Genomic DNA, 23,782 nt, shown 5'->3' on the forward strand with positions numbered 1-23,782 from the left:
CGGCGCGCCTCACGCACCTTGGGCAGCACCTCGGCCATGAACTCCTGCCCGCCGAAGCCGGGCTCGACGGTCATCACCAGCAGCGTGTCGAACTCCCGGAGCAGCTCCAGGTAGGGGTCCAGCGGGGTCGCCGGCTTGAGCGCGAGGCCGACGAGCGCGCCCGCCGACCGGATCGCCCGCGCCGTCTGCACGGCGTCGGCGGCCGCCTCGACGTGGAAGGTGACGTTGTGCGCGCCGAGTTCGGCGTACGGCGGCGCCCACCGGTCGGGGTCGTCGATCATCAGGTGGCAGTCCAGCGGCAGCGAGGTCGACCGGGCCAGCGCGCCGACCACCGGCGGGCCGATGGTCAGGTTGGGCACGAAATGGTTGTCCATCACGTCGACGTGCAGCCAGTCGGCATTGCCGACCGAGGCCGCTTCGTCGGCCAGCCGGGCGAAATCGGCCGACAGCAGGCTCGGGGCCACCAGATGCTCCACGGCGAGCGAGTCTACGGCCGGGTCAGCCGGCCGCCGCCGGACGGGACAGCAGGGCGATGAACATCGCGTCGGTGCCGTGCCGGTGCGGCCACAACTGCACGGCCGGGCCAGGCCCGAGATCCGGTACGCCGGGCAGCAGCGGCCGCACGTCGACCGGCGTGGCCGGCGTCGTGCGGGTGACCTCGGCGACGACGGCGCGGGTCTCGGCGAGATGCGGCGAGCAGGTGATGTAGCCGACGACACCGCCGGGCCGGACCGCGGCGAGCGCCGCGGCCAGCAGGCTGCGCTGCAGCCGGGTGAGGGCCGGCAGGTCCTCCGGCTGGCGCCGCCAGCGGGCCTCGGGCCGGCGGCGCAGTGCGCCCAGACCCGAGCACGGGGCGTCGACGAGCACCCGGTCGAACGACCCGGCGGGCCACGCCGGCGCCGTACCGTCGGCCTGCACGACGGTGACCGGCAGCCCGGCGCAGGCCTGGGCGGTCAGCCGGGCCCGGTGCGCGCGCGGCTCGACGGCGAGCACCCGGGCGTCGCGGCCGGCCGCGAGCCCGCCGAGCAGCGCCGCCTTCCCACCGGGGCCGGCGCACAGGTCGAGCCAGCGTCGGTCCGGCCCGTCGAGCGGCGCCGCGGCGAGGGCGAGCGCGGCGAGTTGGCTACCTTCGTCCTGGACCCCGGCCCGGCCGTCGCGTATGGCGGCCAAGGCGCCGGGATCACCGGACCGCAGGTGCACGGCGTAGGGCGACCACGGGCCCGGCGTACCGCCCACCTCGGTGGCAAGTGAGTCGCGATCGACCCGGCCGGGACGGGCGGCGAGGTGCACGGCCGGCCGCTCGTCGTCGGTGCGCAGCGCCGCCTCGGTATCGGCGAGGTCGCCGCCGAGCGCGTCGCGGAACGCCGTGACCACCCAGGCCGGGTGGGCGTAGCGGACCGCGAGATTGCCGATCGGGTCGTCGCCGGCGCCGGGGGCGATCTCGCCGATCCAGGTGTCGAGGTCGCTTCGGCCGACCCCGCGCAGGACGGCGTTGACGAAACCGGCGGCCCGGCGGGGCGCCAGGTCGACCGTCGTACTGACTGCTGCGTGGGCTCGGACCCGGGTGTAGAGCAGCTGGTAGGCGCCGAGCCGCAGCACGTCGAGCACGTTGGGGTCCACAGTGGACAGAGGCCGGTTGGAACAGCGCTGCAGTACGGCGTCGAGCGTGCCCTGCGCCCGCAGGGTGCCGTAGGTCAGCTCCGTCGCCAGCGCCGCGTCCCGGCCGGTCAGGCCGCGTTCGCGGAGCATGCTCGGCAGCACGAGGTTGGCGTAGGCACCCCGGTCGGTGACGGCGCGCAGGGCGTCGTACGCCGTCGCCCGGGTGCGGTCCGGGGTCGCCGCCGGGCCCTGCTCCGGGGTTGCCGCGGGGCCGCGCGCACGGCCCCGGCCCGTCGACGGACCGCGGGGTCGATCCGGGCTCACTGCAGCCGCTCGCCCGGGGTCGGCCGGACGCCGCGGGCCCAGTCCGCGGCCGGCATGGGCCGTTTCCCCGACGGTTGGACTTCGCCGAGCCGCACCGACTGGGTCGCCGTACCGACCCGGACCACGCCGTCGCCGACCCTCAGCTCACCCAGCCCGAGGCCGGCGGAGTCGGGCTCCGGGGTGACCGGTCCGAGCTTGATCCGCTGGCCGCGGAACGTCGTCCAGGCGCCCGGCGCCGGTGTGGCGCCGCGGATCCGCCGGTCGACGGCGACCGCCGGGGCCGACCAGTCGACCTCGGCGTCCTCGGCCGTCACCTTCGGGGCCAGGGAGACGCCGGACTCGCGCTGCGGGCGGGCCTGCAGCTCACCGGACTCGATGCCGTCGAGAGTCGCGACGAGAAGGTCGGCACCGGAGACGGCGAGCCGGTCGAGCAGGTCGCCGGCGGTGTCGTCCGGACGGACCGTCTCGGTGACGACGCCGTAGATCGGCCCGGTGTCCATCCCCTGCTCGAGCAGGAAGGTGCTCGCGCCGGTGACGTCGTCGCCGGCCATGAGTGAGCGCTGCACCGGGGCGGCGCCGCGCCAGGCGGGCAGCAGCGAGAAGTGCAGGTTGACCCAGCCGCGCGGCGGTATCTCCAGCGCAGCCGGCGGGACGAGCGCGCCGTAGGCCACCACCGGGCAGCAGTCGGGGGCAAGCGTGCGGAGCCGGTCGAGGAACTCCGGCTCCGACGGCCGGCGCGGGATCAGCACCTCGATGTCGTGGGCCCGGGCGAAGTCGGCGACCGGCGAGGACCGCACCCGGCGGCCGCGGCCGGCCGGGGCATCGGGGCGGGTGAGGACGGCGGCCACCTCGTGCCGGGAGTCGAGCAGCGCGCGCAGCGACGGGATCGCGGGCTCTGGCGTCCCGGCGAAGACCAGCCTCAGCGTGCCACCCCGAACAGCCGGTGCGGGCTCGTCTTCACCCGCGGCGTCGCGGCGCCGGCCCACTCGGCCTCGCGGATCGCCTTCATCGCTTCCCGCTTGGTTTCCGCGTCGAGCCGGTCGACGAACAACACGCCGTCGAGGTGATCGGTCTCGTGCTGCACGCAGCGCGCGAGCACCTCGCTCCCCTCGATCGTCACCGGGTCGCCGTAGGAGTTGAAGCCGGTCGCGACGACATGCTGGTGGCGTTTGCAGTCGAAGGTCAGGTCGGGGATCGACAGACACCCTTCCGGCCCGTCCTGCTCCTCGTCGCTGGGGAACGAGAGCACCGGGTTGATCAGGTGACCCTGCTCCTCCTCGTCGACGTGGTAGACGAAGACCCGTAGGCCGACCCCGATCTGCGGAGCGGCAAGGCCGGTGCCCGGGGCGTCGAGCATCGTCTCGGCGAGGTCGCGGACCAGCCGGCGCAGCTGCCGGTCGAAGTCGATGACGGGTTCGGCCGGCGTACGCAGCACCGGGTCACCGAACAGACGGATCGGCTTGACGGACACGGACGAACTCCTCTTTCGTGGAACGGCTCGACCGCCAGTCTAGGGACCGCCGCGCGCCGCCGCTTCCGCGCGCCGCCCGCCCGGCTGTCGCTCGCCCGCCGCGCACCCGCCGCGCCCTGGACAAAACCCACTACTAGTGGGTTGTGGGCGGTTCCACCGGCGTGTCGTGGACCAAAACCCACTACTAGTGGGTTTTGTCCAGCCGGGTCGGCTGGCTCGGCCGCCCGTGCGATCAAAACGCACTCCGAGTGCGTTTTGGGGGCCTCACACGGCGTGTCGCGGACCAGAACGCACTAGGAGTGCGTTTTGTTCGGCCGTCCCGCGCGGGCCGCCAGCGCGGTCGCGTCGTCGGGCGCGGACTCCGACCGGCGGTCGGCGTCGACGGCCGCCACCCAGCCGCCCACCTCGTCGGTCACCCGGGCGTCGTCCCAGCCGAGTACCTCGCCCATCAGCGCGGCGACGACCGGCGCCGCCGCGACCCCGCGGTCGCGCGTCTCGATCGCGAGGTGGGTACGCCGGGCGAGGACGTCGTCGAGATGACGGGCCCCCTCGTGGCTGGCGGCGTAGACCACCTCGGCACCGAGGTAGCCGGCACCGACCGGCCGGGCGAGGTCCGGGCGGTCGGCGACGAGGTCGAGCAGGTCACCGATCCGGGAGCCGTAGCGGTCGAGCAGGTGGTCGACCGTCGCGACCGGGAGCCCCGACTCCGCGGCCAGGCCGTCCCGCTGGTTGCGCACCGCGGGCCAGCCCGCGGCGCCGAGCAGCGGCAGCCTGGCGGTCGGCGACGCGGGGATGTCGCCGCCGAGCCGGCGCGCGGCCAGGTCGACCGCGTCGGCGGCCATCACGCGGTACGTCGTGTACTTCCCGCCCGTCACCGTGACCATCCCGGGCGCGGTCTCGACGACCGTGTGGTCCCGCGAGAGTGCCGCGGTCTCCGACGCATCGGCGGAGCCGGCCGGCGACAGCAGCGGCCGCAGCCCGGCGTAGACGCCCACGATGTCGTCGCGGGTGAGCGGACGCGTGAGCCACCGGTTGGTCTCCGACAACACGTAGTCGACGTCGCCGCCGGTCGCCGCCGGGTCGTCCCGCGCTCCCGACCACGGCGTGTCGGTGGTGCCGATGATCCAGTGCCGCCACCACGGGCGCACCACCAGCACGCTGTCCGCGGTGCGGGCGATCAGGCCGGTGTGCGAGGCGATCCGGTCGGCCGGTACGACGAGGTGCACGCCCTTCGCCGGAGCGACCCGCAGCCCCGCCGGTCCGGCCAGCCCCGCGACCCGGTCCGCCCACACGCCGGCGGCGTTGACCACCACCCGGGCCCGCACCTCGAAGTCACCGCCACCACCGTCGCGATCCCGCGCGCGGACGCCGACGACCCGGTCGCCGTCGCGGAGTACGCCGGTCACCTCGGTGCGGGTCGCGATCCGCGCGCCGAGGCCCGCGGCGGTGCGGGCGACGGTCATGGTGTGCCGGGCGTCGTCGACCCGCACGTCCCAGTACTGCACCGCGCCGGTCAGGACGTCCGGCCGCAGGGCGGGCATCTCCCGCAGCGCGGCCGCCCGGCTGAGGTGGCGGTGCCGCGGCACGCCCGGCCCACCGCGCAGCCGGCCACCGAGCGCGTCGTAGAGCGCCACACCGGCGCCGACGTAGGCCCGCTCCCACCCGCGGTGGAGGAGCGGGTAGAGGAACGGCTGCGGCCGCGCCAGATGCGGGCAGAGCGTCTCGACCATCAGGTCGCGTTCGTGCAGCGCGGTGCGGACCAGGGAGATGTCGAGGCGCTGCAGGTAGCGCAGCCCGCCGTGGAACGTCTTGCCGGAGCGGGACGACGTGCCGATGGCGAGGTCACCGGCTTCGAGTACGCCGACGGACAGACCGCGCGCCGCGGCGTCGAGGGCGACCCCGGCGCCGGTCACGCCGCCACCGACGACCAGCACGTCGACCTCGCCCCCGGCCAACGCGGCGAGCGTCGCGGCCCGCTGGTCCGGGCCGAGCCGGTCGCTGCGCACGGCGTCCCCTCTCGTCATCGGCGCCGCGTCACCGCTGCCGGGCGAGGATCTGCTGGCGGTGGTGCTCGTCCTCGCGGCTGTCGATCCGGTCGGCCTGCTCGTCGGTCAGGTAGCGCGGCGCTCCGACGGCCAGCGCGCCCGCGAGCACCCTGGCCACCTTCACGGTCATCTCGGTGATCTGCCGGACGTCGACGGCGCTCTGCCCGAGCGCGAGCATGCCGTGGTTGCGCAGGTAGACCACCCGCGGCGGAACGCCGTGGCGCTGCAGGTGCGCGGACAGGCCGTCCCGCACGGCGCGGGCCAGTGGCAGCCCGGGGTCGGCGTAGGGCACCAGCACCGGGTGCCGGCCGCAGACGACGATCTGGTCGGGGAAGAGCGCGCCCGCGACGAGAGCGTCGGCCTGATCGCTGCACAGCAGTTCGTTGAGGGCGACCGGATGGGTGTGGCCGACGAACGACGCACCGGCGGTGTCGACCGCGAGCGCATGCAGGATCGCCTCGATCGACGGACGGCGGTCGCCGTCGGTCCGGGCCGCCGCGAGCCCGGCCGCGAGCTCGGCGTCGGACAGCGACGACTTCTCCAGCAGCGACAGCGCCCGGGCCACGTCGATCTCGACGAAGTCCTCGGGGCCGCTCGCGCCGAGGCTCGCGCCGCTGGCCTTCACCCGGATCCGACCGGGCGCGACCACCGCCGAGGTGTTGCCCTCGCCGAGAATCGCCAGGGCCCGCTCCGGGTCGCCGAGCCAGCGCGAGAGCGCGACCAGGTCGGCCAACGGGTCGGCCACGGGTTCGGCCAGGGGGTCACCGCTCATCGCACACTCTCCTCATCGGTCTCGTCGTCGGCGAGTTCGTCATACGCCGGCAGGCTCGCCTGCAGTTCGCGGAAGAGCACCAGCCGGCGGGTGTAGGCGCGGTGCCGGCCGGGATCGGGCTGATAGGTCTCGCGGACCGGGTCGGAGAGCGCGCGCAGTTCCTGCGGGTCGGACCAGACACCGACCGCGAGGCCAGCGAGCAGCCCGGCGCCGACGGCGGCACCGTGTCCGGCGACCGGGACCTGCACCGGCCGGCCGAGGACGTCGGCCTTCACCTGCATCCACGCGCGGTTCTTCACGCCGCCGCCGCTGGACCGCAGGGTGGGCGTCGCGCCGCCGGCCGAGTCGAGCCGCTCGAGGTTGTCGCGCAGCGCCAGTGCGGTGCCCTCGTAGACGGCGAGCAGGAGGTCACCGGCGGTGCAGCTCAGGTCGAGGCCGACCACGGCGCCGCGGGCCCGCGGTGTCCAGGTCGGTGTCCGTTCGCCGGCGAAGGAGGGCACCAGCAGCAGCCGGCCCGGGCGCCCGGCCGGGACGCGCGTGGTCGCGTCGCCGTACGTCGTCCCGGTCAGCCCATGCACCCAGTCGACGACCGAGCCCGTCGAGGTCTGCGCGGACAGCACCAGATCGGTGCCCGCGACGGCGTGCCGGGTGTGGATCATCCCCGGCACGTGGCTCCCGCGGGCCGCGGCGCGCATCGTCACCGTCGAGAAACCAGTCATCTCCACCGGCGGATCGGCGGGGGTGAATACGCCGGCCTCCAGCGCCGCTCCGATCGAGTCGATCCCGCCGGCGGCGACCGGGGTTCCGGCCGGCAGGCCGGTGGCCTTCGCGGCAGCCGCGGACACCGTGCCGACCACGTCGACACACGGCACCGCCGCGGGCAGCAGCCCGACCGGCACCGCGGCGGCCAGCGCCGGTGGGAAGCCGCCGTCCCAGCCCTGCAACATCCCGGCGGTGCTCTCGTCGAGGCTGTCCACCCCGCAGAGCTGACGGACGACGAAGCCGTTGGCACCGAGCACCGCGGCGGCGCCGTCGAGGTCGGTGCGGTGCCGCGCCCACCACAGGAGCTTCGCGGTCCCGAAGAACGGGTCGGCGCCGTTGCGGCCCGCGTCGGCGAGCGCGGCGATCTCGGCCGACTCGGCCACCGCACGCCGGTCGATCCAGGTCAGCGCCGGTCCCCGCGGCGCTCCCGCGGCATCGACCGCGACGAGGGTCGGCGCCTGGCAGGTGACGGCGAGGCCCAGCACGTCGTCGCCGTCCACGACGTCGGGGAGTACGGCGCAGGCCGCACCCCACCAGTCACCGGCGTCCTGTTCCGCTGCGGCACCGGCGAACCGGGTTGCATAGCGCTCGGTGCGCTCGCGCAGCAGGCGACCGGCCGGGCTCAGGGCCACCGCCTTGAGCCCGGTGGTTCCGACGTCGATGCCGACGAGGATCACCGTGCTCCGTTCCTCCCGATGCGTCCCGGCCGCCGCTCGGCCGGCCGGAGCCCACTGTGCCAGGGCCGGGCGCACGCGGGACCGATCACCCCAGCTCGGCCGGATCGAGCCGCACCCGCACCGGGTCCGGGGCCTTGCGCGCACTGCGCACCCCGGCGGCGGCGTGCAGCGCAGCGGCCAGCGCCGCACCGTCCCGGCGCGGCACCCGCACCAGCAACCGCTCCAGCGCAGGCGTCGGCGTCCCCGTCGACGCCGGCGCACCCGGCGGATCGACCGGCACCGGGCCGAGCAGCTCGGCGGAGTCGGGCAGTCGCGCGGCCGCGACCAGGTCGGCCACCGCGTCCGGCAGACCGGTGAGGCTCGCCATCCGGGTGGCCGGGGGGAAGCCGAGGTCGGCGCGCTCGGCAAGTTCGCGGGCGGCGTAGCCAGCCATGTCCCAGCGCAGCAACGCCTGGACGACCGGCAGCCCGCCGTCGGCGACCACCACCACCGTGCCGCCGGCCGGCGCCGACCGCACCAGCGCCGCCGCATTGGCCCACCGGCGCAGCGTCTCCTCGGCGGCGCGCAGGTCTGGCCGGGTGAGCATCGCCCACGCGTCGAGCAGCAGCGCAGCGCCGTAACCGCCCTCGGCGAGCGGCTCGGCGCCCGGCGTGGCCACGACCAGTGCCGGACCGGCTGAGACGGTGTCGAGGATGCCGTCGCGTCCCGAGGTGCGGACCGGCACATCGGGGAAGGCCCGGCCGAGCTCCTCCGCGGTACGCCGGGCCCCGACCACCGTGGCCCGCAGCCGGGTGCCGTCGCAGGTCGGGCAGCGCCATCCGCCGGCGAGCCGGCCACACCACCGGCAGCTGGGCATGGCATGGCCCGAGGTCGTGGCGAGCGGACCCCGGCAGGTGGTGCACCGGGCCGGGGCCCGGCAGTTGTCGCAGGCGAGCGCCGGTGCATAGCCGCGGCGCGGCACCTGCACCAGCACCGGCGCGCCGGAGCCGAGCGCGGCGCGGGCGGAGCGCAGGGCGACGGTCGGCAGCCGCGCACTGCGCGCCGCCGCGTCGCGGAGCAGTTCGATGTCGTCGCCGGCCGGCACGACCCGGGGTGCGCTGCGGCGTACCTCCGCCCGGTCGGCCGCGATCTCGTGCGCCCACCCGGAGTCGACGAGCAACTGGGCCTCTGCGGTGCGGGCGCCGCCGGCGAGGAGAGCGCAGGCGTTGGCGAGGTGCGCGCGGGCGACGAGCACCTCACGGGCGTGCGGGTAGGGGGCGCGGGGCTCGTCGTGCAGGTCGTCGCCGTCGTCCCAGATCACGACGAGCCCGAGGTCGGCGACGGGGGCGAACGACGCGGCGCGGGTGCCGACCACCGCCCGGACGCCGCCGCGGCGCACGGCCAGCCACCGCCGGTAGCGCTCGGCCGGGCCGAGGTCGGCCGACAGCGCGACGTGCCGGGCCGGGCCGAGGACGACGCCGAACGCCGCGTCGACCCGGTCGAGGTCGCGGTGGTCGGGGACGACGACGACGGCCCCGCGCCCGACCGCGAGTGCGGCGCGCACCGCCTCCGCGATCCGGGCCGGCCAGTCCTCCCCGGGCAGCGCCGACCAGACCGCGCGGGCCGGGCGCCCTTCGGCGATCGCCCGCAGGAAGGCCGGGCCGGCGCCGTACCGGCTCCATCCGGCGGCGTCGGGCGGCTCGGGTGCGGATGCCGGCTCGCCGGGCTTTTCGGCCTCGACCCGGGCGTGCCGGGGCGGCAGGGCGAGCCGGAGCACGTCGGTCAGCGAGCCGGCGTAGCGGTCGGCCACCGAGCGGGCGAGCCGGGCGATCTCCGGCGAGAGCACGGGCTCGGCGGACACCGACCGGTCGACGTAGGACAGCCGGCCGGCGTGCTCGCTGGCCGCGGTGCGGGCGAGGACGACGGCGTCGACCAGCGCTCCGGAGAACCGCACCCGCACCCGTGAGCCGGGTACGACCGACTCGTCGAGGTCGGCCGGGACCTGGTAGTCGAACAGCCGGTCGAGGTGGGCCAGCGGTACGTCGACGCACAGCCGGGCGATCGGGTCGTGCTCGGCCGGCTCCCGGGTCCGCGGGCTGGTGCGCCGCGTACTCACCGGCCGGGTCTATCAGACGACCCGGACATCGCGCCGATCAGCCGGTCGCGATCTTCTTCAGCTGGTCGGCCCGGTCGGTGCGCTCCCAGGTGAACTCGGGCAGCTCCCGCCCGAAGTGCCCGTAGGCGGCGGTCTTGGCGTAGATCGGCCGGAGCAGGTCGAGGTCGCGGATCAGCGCGGCGGGGCGCAGGTCGAACACCTCGCCGACGGCGTCGGCGATCTTGTCCGCGGCGACCCGCTCGGTGCCGAACGTCTCCACAAACAGGCCGACCGGCTGCGCCTTGCCGATCGCGTAGGCCACCTGCACCTCGCACCGGGACGCCAGGCCCGCGGCGACGACGTTCTTCGCCACCCAGCGCATCGCGTAGCAGGCGGACCGGTCCACCTTCGACGGGTCCTTGCCGGAGAAGGCACCGCCGCCGTGGCGGGCCATGCCGCCGTAGGTGTCGACGATGATCTTGCGGCCGGTGAGCCCGGCGTCACCCATCGGGCCGCCGATCTCGAACCGGCCGGTCGGGTTGACCAGCAGCCGGTAGCCGGTGGTGTCGAGATCGAGGTTGGCGATCTCCGGCTCGATCACGTGCTCGACGATGTCCGGAGACAGCAGCGTGTCGAGGTCGATGTCGGCGGCGTGCTGGCTGGAGACGACGACGGTGTCGAGGCGGACCGGGCGGTGCCCGTCGTACTCGATCGTCACCTGGGTCTTGCCGTCCGGGCGCAGGTAGGGCACGGTGCCGCCCTTGCGGACCGCGGTCAGCCGCTGCGCGAGCCGGTGCGCCAGTGCGATCGGCAACGGCATCAACTCGGGGGTGTCCTCGCAGGCGTAGCCGAACATCAGCCCCTGATCACCCGCGCCCTGGCGGTCGAGTGCGTCCTCGACGCTCTCCCCGCGCCGCGCCTCGTAGGCGGCGTCGACGCCCTGAGCGATGTCCGGCGACTGGGAGCCGATCGAGACGCTGACCCCGCAGGAGGCGCCGTCGAATCCCTTCTTCGACGAGTCGTAGCCGACCTCGAGGATGCGGTTGCGCACGATCGCCGGGATGTCGGCGTAGGCCTCGGTCGTCACCTCGCCGGCGACGTGGACCTGGCCGGTCGTGATCAGGGTCTCGACCGCGACCCGGCTCCGGGTGTCCTGCTCGAGCAGGGCATCGAGGATCGAGTCCGAGATCGCGTCGGCGATCTTGTCCGGATGGCCTTCGGTGACGGACTCGGAGGTGAACAGACGCCGGGACACGGGACTCCTGGTGAACTGGGCCGAAGTAGGCCGGGGACAACGTCGCGCGGAAGTCTACCGGTCGGGTCGGGAGGCGGACGCCCAGCGCGGCAGGAGCAGGTCCCACACCGCGTCGGCGACCTCTTCCTTGGGCCGAAGTCCGATCTCTGCCACGACACCGTCGGCGTCCAGCACGGTCACCGCGTTGCCGGTCGCGCCGAACACAGCACCGTCTGAGACGTCGTTGACGACGATCAGGTCGGCGTTCTTGGCGGCCAACTTCGCCGCGGCGCTGGTCAGGGCGTCGTGGGCCGCCGCCATGGTCTCGGCGGCGAAGACGACCAGCAGCCGGCCGGGGCCGGTCTTTCGGCCCACCTCGGCCGCGACGTCCGGTGTCCGCGTCAGCACGAGGGGCGCCGGGTCCGCGTCGCCGGTCTTCTTGATCTTCGACGGGGAGTACGACGCGGGTCGGAAGTCGGCCGGGGCGGCGGCCATGACCACCGCGTCGGCGCCCTCGGCGGCGGCGAGTACGGCGGTACGCAGCTCCTCGGTGCTGGTCACCCGGACGAGGTCGACGCCGGCGGGGTCGGGCAGGCTGACGTTGGCGGCGACGAGCGTCACCGCGGCCCCGCGGGCGGCGGCGGTCGAGGCGAAGGCGTAGCCCTGCCGGCCGGAGGAGTTGTTGCCGAGGAACCGCACCGGGTCGAGGTGCTCGCGGGTGCCGCCGGCGGTGATGACCACCCGGCGCCCGGTGAGATCGGGCGGCTGCAAGCCGCGGGCGAGGAGTCGGCGGGCGACCGCGGCGATCGCGTCGGGATCGGGCAGCCGACCACGGCCGGTGTCCGGGCCGGTCAGCCGGCCCACGGCGGGATCGAGCACCACGGCGCCGCGGGAACGCAGGGTCGCGACGTTAGCCCGGGTCGCCGGGTGCTCCCACATCTCGGTGTGCATCGCCGGGGCGTAGAGGACCGGACAGCGTGCGGTGAGCAGGGTGGCCGTCAGCAGGTCGTTCGCTCGTCCGGCGGTGGCCCGGGCGAGCAGGTCGGCGGTCGCCGGAGCGACGACGACCAGGTCGGCCTCCCGGCCGAGCCGCACATGCGGGACGTCATGGACGTCGGACCAGACGTCGGTGGTGACGGGGTTCCCGGACAGCGCCGCCCAGGTGGCTTCGCCGACGAAGTGCAGGGCGCCCTCGGTCGGGACGACGCGGACGCTCAGGCCGTCCTCGGTGAGCCGTCGGCACAGCTCGGCGGCCTTGTAGGCCGCGATGCCGCCGGCCACCCCCAGGACGACCCGCGGCGGCGTCACCGGGGCTCGCTCAGGCCTCCGCCGCCTGCTCGTAGGTGAGCAGGCCGGCGTCGATCTCGCGCAGGGCGATGGACAGCGCCTTCTCCTGCGGCGCGGTCTCGACCAGCGGGCCGACGTATTCGAGCAGGCCCTCACCGAGCTGGCTGTAGTAGGAGTTGATCTGCCGGGCCCGCTTGGCGGCGTAGATCACCAGGCCGTACTTCGAGCTGGCGTGGGTGAGCAGCTCGTCGATCGGCGGCTTGGTGATGCCCTCGGGCGTAGCGACGATTCCGGACAACTCGGACCAGCCTTCTCACGGTTCGGCCGCCACCCGCGCGGGGGCGACCGGAGTCAACGAACGGGATTCGACACCAATGCTACCAACTCGTCGGCGGCCCGCCCGACATCGCGGTTGACGATCACCACGTCGAACTCCTTCTCGGCCGCGAGCTCCACCCGGGCGAGCTCCAGCCGGGCCCGCTGCGCCTCGTCCGGTTCGGTGGCGCGGCCGAGCAGCCGGCGCTCCAACTCCTCCCAGGACGGCGGGGTGAGGAAGGCCAGTTGGGCGTCCGGTTTGGCCGCCCGGACCTGCCGGGCGCCCTGCAGATCGATCTTCAGCAGGACCGGGGTTCCCGTGGCGAGGCGGCTCTCGACCGCCTGCCGCGGCGTGCCGTAGAGGTTGCCGGCGTATTCGGCGTGCTCGAGCAGGTCGCCCTCGGCAACCATCTGCGCGAACCGCTCCCGGTCGACGAAGAAGTACTCGACGCCGTCGGTCTCCCCCGGTCGCGGCCGTCGGGTCGTCGCGGAGACGGAGACCCAGATGTGCGGATGGCGCCGGCGAACCTCGGCGATGACCGTGTCCTTGCCGACGGCCGACGGCCCGGAGAGCACGGTGAGGGCCGTCACCCGGCCACCCGGGGTCAGGCCCGGTCCGACGTGAACTCGCGCTGCAGCGCGCGGCGCTGGTTGGCGCCGAGCCCGCGCAGGCGCCGGGTCGGCGCGATGTCGAGGCGTTGCATGATCTGCTGGGCCCGGACCTTGCCGACACCGGGCAACGATTCCAGCACCTCCGATACGCGCATCTTGCCGACGACCTCGTCGGTCTCGCCGGCTTCGAGCACGCTGTCGAGGGAGGTGCCGTTGCGTTTGAGGCGGTCCTTGAGCTCGGCGCGGGCCCGGCGTACGGCAGCGGCCTTCTGCAGGGCGGCCGCCCGCTGCTCGGCGGTCAGCGGCGGCAAAGCCACAGGTCACCTCGCTTCGGCTCGTCGGTTCCGTTGAAGGCAACCTAGCGATTATCGTCGCGGACCGGCAACGTGCCGCACCCGTCGCCAACGGACAAACGCACTACACGTGCGTTTGGACGCCGATCCCGGCGGCGTGCAGATCGTCGACCTGAACGCGCGCGGCGGTGAGCAGCGCGATCGGGTCGGGTCCTGCGCCCAGCACGGAACGCGATGCGGATGGGAGCACCCCGGGCATCGTCCCGAAGAGTCGCCGCAGGTCGGCGGGCGTTCCGCCCTGCGCGCCGAGGCCGGGCACGAGCACCGGACCGTGCAGCGCCGACACGTCGACGCCGAGCGTGCCGACGGTCGCACCGATGACCACCCCGACCGGTCCGAGCGGTGCCGCCGCGGCGTTGTCCGCGGCGGCGGCGTCGACGATCTGCTGCGCGACGGTGGAGTCGCCGGTCACCGCGCGCTGCACCGACGCGCCCTCCGGGTTGGAGGTCAGCGCGAGGACGAAGACACCCCGGTCATGCTCGCGGGCGGTCTCGACGAGCGGCGAGAGCGCGCCGTAACCGAGGTAGGGGCTCGCGGTCACGGCATCGGCCGCGAGCGGACCCGACGGATCGAGGTAGGCGGCGGCGTACGCCGCGACGGTGCTGCCGATGTCGCCGCGTTTGACGTCGAGCAGCACCAGCGCACCGGCCGCGCGGGCGTCGGCGACGACCTGCTCGAGGACCGCGATCCCCTTCGCACCGAACCGCTCGAAGAAGGCCGACTGCGGCTTCAACACGGCGACGTCCGCGGCCAGGGCGTCGACCACCCCGCGGCTGAACCGCTCGAGTCCGTCGACGTCGTCGTCGAGTCCCCAGGACCGCAGCAGGCCCGGGTGCGGGTCGATCCCGACACACAGCGGTCCCCGCTCGGCCAGCGCCGAGAGCAGCCGCGAACCGAACGAGCTCACTCGTTCTCCGGCACCGGCTCGGCGGCGGTGGCGGCCTGCTGCACCGGCTCGACCGGCCGGTGGGCATGACCGACGGCGTCGGAGAACTTCGCGAAACCGCGCTCGGCGAGGGCGTTGCGCAGCTCGCTGAGCACCCGCATCGGGGCGTGCGGGTCGTGGAAGACCGCCGTGCCGACCGACACCGCGGACGCGCCGGCGAGGACGAACTGCAGCGCGTCGAGCCCGGTGAGGATGCCGCCCATCCCGAGGATCGGGACGTCGGGCAGCGCCTCGTGCACCTGCCAGACGCAGCGCACCGCGACCGGCCTGATCGCCGGGCCGGACAGTCCACCGGTGACCCCGGCGAGCACCGGGCGCATCGTGTCGGTGTCGATCGCCGCGCCGAGCATGGTGTTGATCAGGGACAGCCCGTCGGCGCCGGACTCCACGCAGGCCCGTGCGATCCCGACGATGTCGGTGACGTCCGGCGAGAGCTTCGCGAACAGCGGCACGCCGCGGTTGGTCTCGGCCCGGACGGCGCGGATCACGGCGGACGCCGCCCCCGGGTCGCAGGCGAAGACGTGGCCGCGGTCCTCGACATTGGGGCAGGAGATGTTGACCTCGAGCATCGCCACGCCCTGCTGCCAGCGCAGCCGCCGGGCGAGCTCGGCGTATTCCTCGACGCTGGTGCCGGCGATGCTCACCACGGCGCGCGCGCCCCGCTCGACGAGCCAGGGCAGGTCGGAGTCGCAGAAGGCCTCGATCCCCGGCCCTTGCAGGCCGATGGAGTTGAGCATCCCCGAGGCGGTCTCGGCCATCCGCGGCGTGGGCCGGCCGGCCCGCGGCCGGAGCATGACCGACTTGGTGACGATGCCGCCGAGGTCGGCGACGTCGAAGAACTGATCGAGTTCGCGCCCGGCGGCGGCGCACCCGGATGCGGTGAACACCGGGTTGGGCATCCGCACCTGGCCGAGGCGGGTCGACATGTCGACCGCGGGCGCGGCGGCGATCTCGGGCTGCGCCATCAGCGTCCCTTCGTCACGGCGACGTCGGAGGAGCCGGCACCGAGCGCGTCGACCGGCACGGTGCCGATGTCGTCCCAGCGCACCCGGTCCGCGGGGAACACCGGGCCCTCGACGCAGGACCGCACCATCCGGGTGACCTGGTCGTCGCCGATGACCGGCAGCACGCAGGTCATGCACACCCCGATTCCGCAGGCCATGGACTCCTCGACGGCCGCCTGGCACGGCACGTCGTAGGACGCGGCGATGTCGCCGCAGGCCTTGAGCATCCCCATCGGGCCGCAGGCGTAGATCACGCCGGCGCCGGAGCGCTCGATCACCTCGGGCAGGACGTCGGAGACGATGCCCTGCCGCCCGGAGCTGCCGTCATCGGTGGTGACCTCGATGCTGGTCGCCGCCCGCTTGGCCTCGAGCTCGCCGAAGAGCCGCTCCGCGGTGGACGCGCCCAGCACGAAGTCGACCCGGCATTCCCGTGCCCGCAGGCTCTCGGCCAGCGGGAACAACGAGGCACTGCCGTAGCCGCCGCCGACGAGCACCGCGGTCACCGGCCGGGCCGGCAGCCGGTACGGCGCCCCCAGCGGCCCTACGACGTCGACCTGGTCGCCCTGGCGAAGGCCGGCCAGCCACGCCGTGCCGGGGCCGCGGACCGCGACGACGAACTGCACGGTGCCGCCGTAGACGCCGGCCGGGGTGGCGGAGTAGATCGCGAAGGCCCGGCGCAGCATCATCCCGCTCGAGGCGCCCCCGACGGCGAGGGAGACGAACTGTCCCGGTCGGGACGCCTCGGCGATGCCCGGCGCGATGAGGGTCATCAGGTGGTAGGCGCCGACCCGCTTGCGGGTGAGCACCTCGCCACGGACCTGTACCGGCGGCATCAGTTCCCCCCTTCATCCCGACGGGTGCGCATCGCCTCGTGCATCTCCTGCAGCGACCGGACGCCGACGTCCCCCCGGAGCATCGCTTCGATCCCCTGCACGCATGCTGCCGCACCCTGGACCGTGGTGATACAGGGAATCGCCGTATTGACCGCCGCGGTGCGGATCTCGTAGCCGTCCAGGCGGGGCCCGGCGTTGCCCGGGCTGCCGAACGGGGTGTTGACCACGAGGTCGACGTCACCGGCCAGGATCCGCTCCACGCAGTTGCCCGGGCCGTCGCTGTACTTGCCGACGATCTGGGCGTCGATGCCGTGCCGCCGCAGGACCTTCGCCGTTCCGGCGGTCGCCAGCACCTCGAAGCCGAGGTCGGCCAGCCGCTTGACCGGGAAGATGATCGCCCGCTTGTCACGGTTGGCGACGCTGACGAAGAGCCGGCCCTTGGTGGGCAGCGAGCCGTAGGCGGCGGCCTGGGACTTGGCGAACGCCGTACCGAACACCGCGTCGATGCCCATGACCTCGCCGGTGGACTTCATCTCCGGGCCGAGGATGGTGTCGATGCCGTGCCCCTCGACGGTGTGGAACCGGTGGAACGGCAGCACCGCCTCCTTGACCGCGATCGGCGCGTCGTCGGGCAGGTCGCCCCCGTCGCCGGACGCCGGCAGCAGCCCCTCCTCGCGCAGCTGCGCGATCTCCGCGCCCAGCGCGATCCGCGCGGCCGCCTTCGCCAGCGGCACCGCGGTCGCCTTGGACACGAACGGCACCGTGCGTGACGCGCGCGGGTTGGCCTCCAGGACGTAGAGCACGTCGTCCTTGAGCGCGTACTGCACGTTGAGCAGCCCGCGGACCCCGACCCCGGCCGCGATGGCGACCGTCGACCGGCGTACCAGCTCGACGTCGCTCTCCCCCAGGGTGATCGGCGGCAGCGCGCAGGCCGAGTCGCCGGAGTGGATCCCGGCCTCCTCGATGTGTTCCATGACCCCGCCGAGGTAGAGCTCGGCGCCGTCGTAGAGCGCGTCGACGTCGATCTCGATGGCGTCCTCGAGGAACCGGTCGACCAGGACCGGATGCTCCGGGGAGACCTCGGTGGCCCGGGCGATGTAGGAACGCAGGGTCTCGTCGTCGTAGACGATCTCCATGCCTCGCCCGCCGAGCACGTAGGACGGGCGGACCAGCACCGGGTAGCCGATCTCGTCGGCGATCGCCTTGGCCTCGGCGTAGGAGGTCGCGGTCCCGAACTTCGGTGCCGGCAGCCCGGCCTTCTGCAGGACCCGGCCGAACGAGCCGCGGTCCTCCGCCAGGTGGATCGCCTCGGGCGGGGTGCCGACGATCGGCACACCGGCGTCCTTCAGCGCCTGCGCGAGACCGAGCGGCGTCTGCCCGCCGAGCTGGCAGATCACCCCGGCCACCGTCCCGGAGGTCTGCTCCGCGGCGACCACCTCGAGCACGTCCTCCAGGGTGAGCGGCTCGAAGTAGAGCCGGTCGGAGGTGTCGTAGTCGGTGGAGACGGTCTCGGGGTTGCAGTTGACCATGACCGACTCGAAGCCGGCGGCGCGCAGCTCCATCGCGGCGTGCACGCAGGAGTAGTCGAACTCGATGCCCTGCCCGATCCGGTTGGGCCCACTGCCGAGGATCAGCACCTTGGGCCGGTCGCCCGGCTCGACCTCGGTCTCCTCGTCGTAGGAGGAGTAGTGATACGGCGTACGCGCGGCGAATTCGGCCGCGCAGGTGTCGACGGTCTTGTAGACCGGGCGGATGCCGAGGCGGTGCCGCAACGCCCGGACGCCGGCCTCCCCGGCCAGTTCGGGGCGCAGCGCCGCGATCTGCCGGTCGGAACAGCCGGCCCGCTTGGCGCGACGGAGCAGGTCGGGGGTCAGCGCCGGCGCGCCCTCGACGTCGTCGCGGAGTTCGACCAGCGCGGCGATCTGGTCGACGAACCACGGGTCGATGCCGCTGGCGTCGCTGACCTCCTCGATGCTCGCGCCCAGCCGCAGCGCGCGCTCGACGGTGTAGAGCCGGCCGTCGTGCGGCGTACGCAGGGCGTCGACGGTGTCCGCCCGGGTGCCGCCCTCGGGATCGGGCCGGGTCCAGAATCCGGATGCCGCGGTCTCCATCGAACGCAACGCCTTGCCGAGGGCCTCGCTGAAGTTGCGGCCGAGCGCCATGGCCTCGCCGACGGACTTCATCGTCGTGGTGAGCTCCGGGTCGGCGCCGGGGAACTTCTCGAACGCGAACCGCGGCACCTTCACCACGACGTAGTCCAGGGTCGGCTCGAACGACGCGGGCGTCTCGCCGGTGATGTCGTTGGGGATCTCGTCGAGGGCGTAGCCGATGGCCAGCTTCGCGGCGATCTTCGCGATCGGGAAGCCGGTCGCCTTGGAGGCCAGCGCACTGGACCGGGAGACCCGCGGGTTCATCTCGATGACGACCAGCCGCCCGGTCTGCGGGTGTACGGCGAACTGGATGTTGCACCCGCCGGTGTCGACGCCGACCGCCCGCAGCACCTCGATCCCCAGGTCGCGCATCCGCTGGTATTCGCGGTCGGTGAGGGTCAGCGCCGGCGCGACGGTCACCGAGTCGCCGGTGTGCACGCCCATCGCGTCGACGTTCTCGATCGAGCAGACCACCACGACGTTGTCGTGCCGGTCGCGCATGAGTTCGAGCTCGAACTCCTTCCAGCCGAGCACGCTCTGCTCGATGAGCACCTCGTGCACCGGGCTGGCGGCCAGGCCGGCGGCGGCGATCCGGCGCAGGTCGGCCTCGTCGTGGGCCATGCCCGACCCGGAGCCGCCCATCGTGTAGGACGGCCGGACCACGAGCGGGTAACCGAACGTCGCGGCCGCTTCCAGGACGGTGTCGATGCTGCGGCAGACCGCGGAGTCCGGCACCTCGCCGCCGACCGACCGCACGATGTCCTTGAACCGCTGCCGGTCCTCGCCGCGCTGGATCGCCTCGACGTCGGCGCCGATGAGCTCCACGCCGTACTGCTCGAGGACACCGCGTTCGTGCAGGGTGACCGCGATGTTGAGTGCGGTCTGCCCGCCGAGCGTGGCCAGCAGCGCGTCGGGACGTTCCTTGGCGATGACCTGCTCTACGAACTCCGGGGTGAGCGGCTCGACGTAGGTGGCGTCGGCGAACTCCGGGTCGGTCATGATCGTCGCCGGGTTGCTGTTGACCAGGCTGACCCGCAGCCCCTCGGCACGCAGCACGCGGCACGCCTGGGTGCCGGAGTAGTCGAATTCGCAGGCCTGGCCGATGACGATCGGGCCGGACCCGATGACCAGCACGTGCTCGATGTCGGTACGCCGGGGCATCAGCGGCCTCCGTCCATCAGCGCGGCGAACCGCGCGAAGAGATGCTCGGCGTCGTGCGGGCCGGCCGCCGCCTCCGGGTGGTACTGCACCGAGAAGGCCGGCACGTCGAGGCAGCGCAGGCCCTCGACGACCTGGTCGTTGAGGCACACATGGCTCACCTCGGCCCGGCCGTAGGGCGTCTGCGTCGGCCCGTCGAGTGGCGCGTCGACGGCGAAGCCGTGGTTGTGCGCGGTGATCTCGACCCGACCGGTGGACCGCTCGGCGACCGGCTGGTTGATCCCGCGGTGGCCGTAGCGCAGCTTGTAGGTGCCGAAACCCAGGGCCCGGCCGAGCACCTGGTTGCCGAAACAGATGCCGAACAGCGGGATGCGGCGGTCGAGCACCTCGCGGGTGAGCCGCACCGCGCGCTCGGCCGCGGCCGGGTCGCCCGGGCCGTTGGCCAGGAAGACGCCGTCCGGTGCGACGGCGAGCACGTCGTCCAGGCTCGACCCCGCGGGCAGCACGTGGGTCTCGACGCCGCGCTCGGCGAGCCGGCGCGGGGTCATCGCCTTGATGCCGAGGTCGATCGCCGCCACCCGGAACCGGGTTTCACCGACCGCCGGGACGACGTAGGGGCTCGCGGTGGTGACCTCGTCGGTGAGGTCGGCACCGAGCATGCCGGGGCTGGCCTGCACCCGCTCCAGCAGCGCTTCCGGATCGCTCTCGACGGTGGAGATGCCGATCCGCATCGCGCCGCGTTCGCGCAGGTGCCGGGTGAGCGCGCGGGTGTCGATGCCGGCGATGCCGACGATCCGCTGCGCGGTGAGCTCCTCGTCGAGGCCGCGCCGGGATCGCCATGAGGAGGGCCGCCGGGCCGGGTCGCGGACGACGTAGCCGGCCACCCAGATCCGGGCCGACTCCGGGTCCTCGTCGTTGACCCCGGTGTTGCCGATGTGCGGGGCGGTCTGGATGACGACCTGCCGGTGGTACGACGGGTCGGTGAGCGTTTCCTGGTAGCCGGTCATCCCGGTCGCGAACACCGCCTCGCCGAAGGTCTCCCCGGCCGCGCCGTAGCTGTCGCCGCTGAAGGTGCGGCCGTCCTCGAGCACCAGCAGAGCCGGATCACGCACCCGGCCGCTCACGGGGCCGCTCACCGGGTCGCCTTCCCGTCGAGCACCGTCGCGGTCCCGCGCAGGAACGTCGCCATCACCCGGCCCGGCAGCGTCATCCCGGCGTACGGCGTGTTGCGGCTGACACTGGCGAGCTCGGTCGGGTCGACCGTCGCCCGCACCTGCGGGTCGACGAGCAGCACATTGGCCGCGGTGCCCTCCTCGAGCGGACCACCGTGGCCGTCGAGCCGGGCGATCCGGGCCGGCCGGCCGGACATGCGCTCGGCCACTCCGCGCCAGTCCAGCGCGCCGGTCTCGATCATGGTCTCGATCACGACGGACAGCGCGGTCTGCAGGCCGAGCATCCCGGGAGATGCCTCGTCCCACTCGCAGTCCTTGGCCTCCGGGGTGTGCGGCGCGTGGTCGGTCGCCACGGCGTCGATCGTCCCGTCGGCGAGGCCGGCCCGCATCGCCTCGACGTCGGCGGCGGTCCGCAGCGGCGGGTTGACCTTGAAGGCGGGGTCGTAGCTCGTCGCCAGCTGATCGGTGAGCAGCAGGTGGTGCGGCGTGACCTCGGCGGTGACCCGGGCGCCCTTGGCCTTGGCCCACCGGATGATCTCGACCGATCCCGCCGTGGAGACGTGGCAGATGTGCAGCCGGGAGCCGACGTGGGCGGCCAGCAGCGCGTCGCGGGCGATGATCGTCTCCTCGGCCACGGCCGGCCAGCCCTGCAGACCGAGGATGCCGGAGAGCTCGCCCTCGTTCATCTGGGCACCCTCGGTGAGCCGGGGCTCCTGGGCGTGCTGGGCGATGACCCCGTCGAACGCCTTGACGTATTCCAGCGCCCGGCGCATGAGCACCGCGTCGGAGACGCACTGCCCGTCGTCGGAGAAGATCCGCACCCGGGCGGCGGAGTCGGCCATCGCGCCGAGCTCGGCGAGCCGGACGCCGGCCAGCCCGATGGTGACCGCGCCCACCGGCAGGACGTCGACGAGACCGGCCTCCCGGCCGAGCCGCCACACCTGCTCGACGACGCCGGCGGTGTCGGCGACCGGTTCGGTGTTGGCCATGGCGTGTACGGCGGTGTAGCCGCCCAGCGCGGCGGCGCGGCTGCCCGTCTCGACGGTCTCGGCGTCCTCGCGGCCGGGCTCGCGGAGGTGGGTGTGCAGGTCGACCAGTCCGGGCAGTGCCACCAGCCCGTCGGCGTCGATCCGCTGCGCGCCGGGCGCGGACAGTCCCCGGCCGACCGCAGCGATCACGCCGTCGCGCAGCAGCAGGTCGACCGGCTCCTCGCCGTAGGGCCGCACCCCGCGCAGCAGCCACTCCTGCGTCGTCGTTGTCGGCGTCGGTCCCGTCATGCCGACTCGACCGTCGTACGCCCGCCGCCGAGCAGCAGGTAGAGCACCGCCATCCGCACGCTCACTCCGTTCGTCACCTGCTCCACGATGGTCGACCGCGCCGAGTCCGCGACCGCCGGGGTGATCTCCATGCCGCGGATCATCGGGCCCGGGTGCATGACGATCGCGTGGTCGGGAAGCATCGCCATCCTCCTGGCGTCGAGGCCGTAGCGGCGCGAGTACTCCCGGGCGGTGGGGAAGAAGGCGTCGTTCATCCGTTCCCGCTGCACCCGCAGCATCATCACGGCGTCGCACTTCGGTAGCACGCTGTCGAGGTCGTACGCCGTCTCACACGGCCAGGAGTCGACGGCCACCGGCAGCAGGGTCGGCGGGGCGACCAGGGTCACCTCGGCGCCCAGGGTGTGCAGCAACAGCACGTTGGAGCGGGCCACCCGGCTGTGCAGTACGTCGCCGACGACGGCGACCTGCCGACCGGTGAGGTCGCCGCGCCCGCCGCAGAGCCGACGCCGCATCGTGAACGCGTCGAGGAGGGCCTGGGTGGGGTGCTCGTGGGTGCCGTCGCCGGCGTTGATGACGTGTCCGCCGATCCAGCCGCTGGTGGCCAGCCGGTGCGGCGCGCCGGAGGCGGCGTGCCGGACGACCACGGCGTCGGCGCCCATCGCCTCCAGTGTCATCGCGGTGTCCTTGAGGCTCTCGCCCTTGGAGACGCTCGACCCCTTGGCGGAGAAGTTGATGACATCGGCGGAGAGTCGCTTCGCCGCAGCCTCGAAGGAGATCCGGGTGCGGGTCGAATCCTCGAAGAAGAGGTTGACGACGGTCCGCCCGCGCAGGGTGGGGAGCTTCTTCACCGGACGGTCGGCGACCCGCGCCAACTCCTCGGCGGTGTCGAGGACGAGCAGCGCCGCCTCGTGGTCGAGGTCGCCGGCCGAGAGCAGGTGTTTCATCGCAGACCTCCCCGGTCGGGACCGCCGAGGGACACCCCGTCGACACCGTCGACCTCGGCAAGACGAACGTGCACGCTCTCGTCCACCGCGGTGGGGATGTTCTTGCCGACGTAGTCGGCCCGGATCGGCAGTTCGCGGTGACCGCGGTCGACGAGGACAGCGAGCTGCACCGCACGGGGCCGGCCGAGTTCGCCGAGCGCGTCGAGCGCGGCCCGCACGGTCCGGCCGGAGAAGAGCACGTCGTCGACGAGGACCACCAGCGTGCCGTCGACCCCGCCGGCCGGCTCGGCGGTCGGCTCCAGCGGCCGGACGCCGCGCAGCCGGAGGTCGTCGCGGTAGAGGGTGACGTCGAGCGAGCCGACCGGGACCTCGATCCCGGTGAAGGCCCGGATGCGGGCCGCGAGCCGGCGGGCGAGCGGTGCGCCGCGGGTCGGGATGCCGACCAGGGCGGTGTCCTGCGCGCCGCTGGTCTTCTCGATGATCTGGTGGGCGATGCGATCGATCACGCGGCCCACGTCGGCCGCGTCGAGCAGATCGCGGGCCGGTGGGCCGGACGGTCGCTCTCCCGGGTGATCCGGGTGCGAGACAGGTGTCATTGCGGACCTCCTTCCCCGCCTCACGGGACGGGTCGTTAAAGGATGTCGACCGCTCGAACCGTAGCAGTCCGGGCCGTCATTTACCCAGTTGGCCAATCGACCCTTGACCGACGGTGGTATTTCCCCGTACGGTCACGCTCCGTAGTCATGGGGAGATACGATGATCCAGTGGGCCGT

At 73.8% G+C, this 23,782-nt stretch carries 21 protein-coding genes; all 21 read right to left on the bottom strand.

Translation table 11 applies throughout. The annotated features are described in order from the left end of the window. Positions 1-467, bottom strand: a 467-nt coding sequence (locus tag VGH85_18800; protein ID HEY2175858.1) for a ribulose-phosphate 3-epimerase, incomplete at its 3' end; no start/stop codon positions are given. A gap of 31 nt (positions 468-498) precedes the next feature. Beyond that, positions 499-1,923: a transcription antitermination factor NusB gene (locus VGH85_18805; GenBank protein ID HEY2175859.1), complete on the bottom strand. Its 1,425-nt coding sequence runs from the start codon at positions 1,921-1,923 to the stop codon at positions 499-501. Then, positions 1,920-2,846, bottom strand: a complete 927-nt coding sequence (gene fmt / locus VGH85_18810; GenBank protein HEY2175860.1) for a methionyl-tRNA formyltransferase — start codon at positions 2,844-2,846, stop codon at positions 1,920-1,922. Before fmt ends, VGH85_18805 begins: the two co-directional genes overlap by 4 nt. After that, on the bottom strand, positions 2,843-3,394 hold the full coding sequence (gene def / locus VGH85_18815) for a peptide deformylase (GenBank protein ID HEY2175861.1): 552 nt from the start codon (positions 3,392-3,394) through the stop codon (positions 2,843-2,845). The genes fmt and def overlap by 4 nt, the downstream gene beginning before the upstream one ends. A 293-nt stretch (positions 3,395-3,687) precedes the next feature. After that, positions 3,688-5,418 (bottom strand): glycerol-3-phosphate dehydrogenase/oxidase, encoded by a 1,731-nt coding sequence (locus VGH85_18820; protein ID HEY2175862.1) that lies wholly within the window; start codon positions 5,416-5,418, stop codon positions 3,688-3,690. A 10-nt stretch (positions 5,419-5,428) separates the two neighbouring features. Further along, positions 5,429-6,211 (bottom strand): class II aldolase/adducin family protein, encoded by a 783-nt coding sequence (locus VGH85_18825; GenBank protein ID HEY2175863.1) that lies wholly within the window; start codon positions 6,209-6,211, stop codon positions 5,429-5,431. Further along, positions 6,208-7,725: an FGGY-family carbohydrate kinase gene (locus VGH85_18830; GenBank protein ID HEY2175864.1), complete on the bottom strand. Its 1,518-nt coding sequence runs from the start codon at positions 7,723-7,725 to the stop codon at positions 6,208-6,210. The genes VGH85_18825 and VGH85_18830 overlap by 4 nt, the downstream gene beginning before the upstream one ends. A gap of 10 nt (positions 7,726-7,735) precedes the next feature. After that, positions 7,736-9,745 (bottom strand): primosomal protein N', encoded by a 2,010-nt coding sequence (locus VGH85_18835; protein ID HEY2175865.1) that lies wholly within the window; start codon positions 9,743-9,745, stop codon positions 7,736-7,738. 37 nt (positions 9,746-9,782) lie between these two features. Beyond that, positions 9,783-10,979 carry a methionine adenosyltransferase gene (gene metK, locus VGH85_18840; GenBank protein HEY2175866.1) on the bottom strand — a complete coding sequence of 399 codons (1,197 nt, stop codon included), beginning with the start codon at positions 10,977-10,979 and terminating at the stop codon, positions 9,783-9,785. 54 nt (positions 10,980-11,033) lie between these two features. Beyond that, positions 11,034-12,266, bottom strand: coding sequence for a bifunctional phosphopantothenoylcysteine decarboxylase/phosphopantothenate--cysteine ligase CoaBC (gene coaBC / locus VGH85_18845; protein HEY2175867.1), 1,233 nt, complete (start codon positions 12,264-12,266; stop codon positions 11,034-11,036). A 10-nt stretch (positions 12,267-12,276) separates the two neighbouring features. After that, a complete protein-coding gene (gene rpoZ / locus VGH85_18850; GenBank protein ID HEY2175868.1) occupies positions 12,277-12,543 on the bottom strand; it encodes a DNA-directed RNA polymerase subunit omega in 267 nt (88 codons plus the stop codon). A gap of 53 nt (positions 12,544-12,596) precedes the next feature. Next, positions 12,597-13,151: a guanylate kinase gene (gene gmk / locus VGH85_18855; GenBank protein HEY2175869.1), complete on the bottom strand. Its 555-nt coding sequence runs from the start codon at positions 13,149-13,151 to the stop codon at positions 12,597-12,599. 14 nt (positions 13,152-13,165) lie between these two features. After that, positions 13,166-13,489, bottom strand: a complete 324-nt coding sequence (mihF, locus tag VGH85_18860; GenBank protein ID HEY2175870.1) for an integration host factor, actinobacterial type — start codon at positions 13,487-13,489, stop codon at positions 13,166-13,168. A gap of 100 nt (positions 13,490-13,589) precedes the next feature. Then, positions 13,590-14,432, bottom strand: coding sequence for an orotidine-5'-phosphate decarboxylase (gene pyrF, locus VGH85_18865; protein ID HEY2175871.1), 843 nt, complete (start codon positions 14,430-14,432; stop codon positions 13,590-13,592). Next, a complete protein-coding gene (locus VGH85_18870; protein HEY2175872.1) occupies positions 14,429-15,436 on the bottom strand; it encodes a dihydroorotate dehydrogenase in 1,008 nt (335 codons plus the stop codon). The genes pyrF and VGH85_18870 overlap by 4 nt, the downstream gene beginning before the upstream one ends. Next, positions 15,436-16,308 carry a dihydroorotate dehydrogenase electron transfer subunit gene (locus VGH85_18875; protein ID HEY2175873.1) on the bottom strand — a complete coding sequence of 291 codons (873 nt, stop codon included), beginning with the start codon at positions 16,306-16,308 and terminating at the stop codon, positions 15,436-15,438. Before VGH85_18875 ends, VGH85_18870 begins: the two co-directional genes overlap by 1 nt. After that, positions 16,308-19,619, bottom strand: a complete 3,312-nt coding sequence (carB, locus tag VGH85_18880; GenBank protein ID HEY2175874.1) for a carbamoyl-phosphate synthase large subunit — start codon at positions 19,617-19,619, stop codon at positions 16,308-16,310. Before carB ends, VGH85_18875 begins: the two co-directional genes overlap by 1 nt. Then, positions 19,619-20,740, bottom strand: coding sequence for a glutamine-hydrolyzing carbamoyl-phosphate synthase small subunit (carA, locus tag VGH85_18885; GenBank protein HEY2175875.1), 1,122 nt, complete (start codon positions 20,738-20,740; stop codon positions 19,619-19,621). Before carA ends, carB begins: the two co-directional genes overlap by 1 nt. An 8-nt stretch (positions 20,741-20,748) precedes the next feature. After that, entirely contained in the window at positions 20,749-22,065 is a 1,317-nt protein-coding gene (locus VGH85_18890; GenBank protein HEY2175876.1) for a dihydroorotase, read from the bottom strand. Next, positions 22,062-23,009 (bottom strand): aspartate carbamoyltransferase catalytic subunit, encoded by a 948-nt coding sequence (locus VGH85_18895; protein HEY2175877.1) that lies wholly within the window; start codon positions 23,007-23,009, stop codon positions 22,062-22,064. The genes VGH85_18890 and VGH85_18895 overlap by 4 nt, the downstream gene beginning before the upstream one ends. Further along, positions 23,006-23,605 carry a bifunctional pyr operon transcriptional regulator/uracil phosphoribosyltransferase PyrR gene (gene pyrR, locus VGH85_18900; protein HEY2175878.1) on the bottom strand — a complete coding sequence of 200 codons (600 nt, stop codon included), beginning with the start codon at positions 23,603-23,605 and terminating at the stop codon, positions 23,006-23,008. Before pyrR ends, VGH85_18895 begins: the two co-directional genes overlap by 4 nt. Positions 23,606-23,782: the final 177 nt, after the last annotated feature.

The sequence above is a fragment of the Mycobacteriales bacterium genome, from assembly GCA_036497565.1.
Taxonomy (GTDB): domain Bacteria; phylum Actinomycetota; class Actinomycetes; order Mycobacteriales; family QHCD01; genus DASXJE01.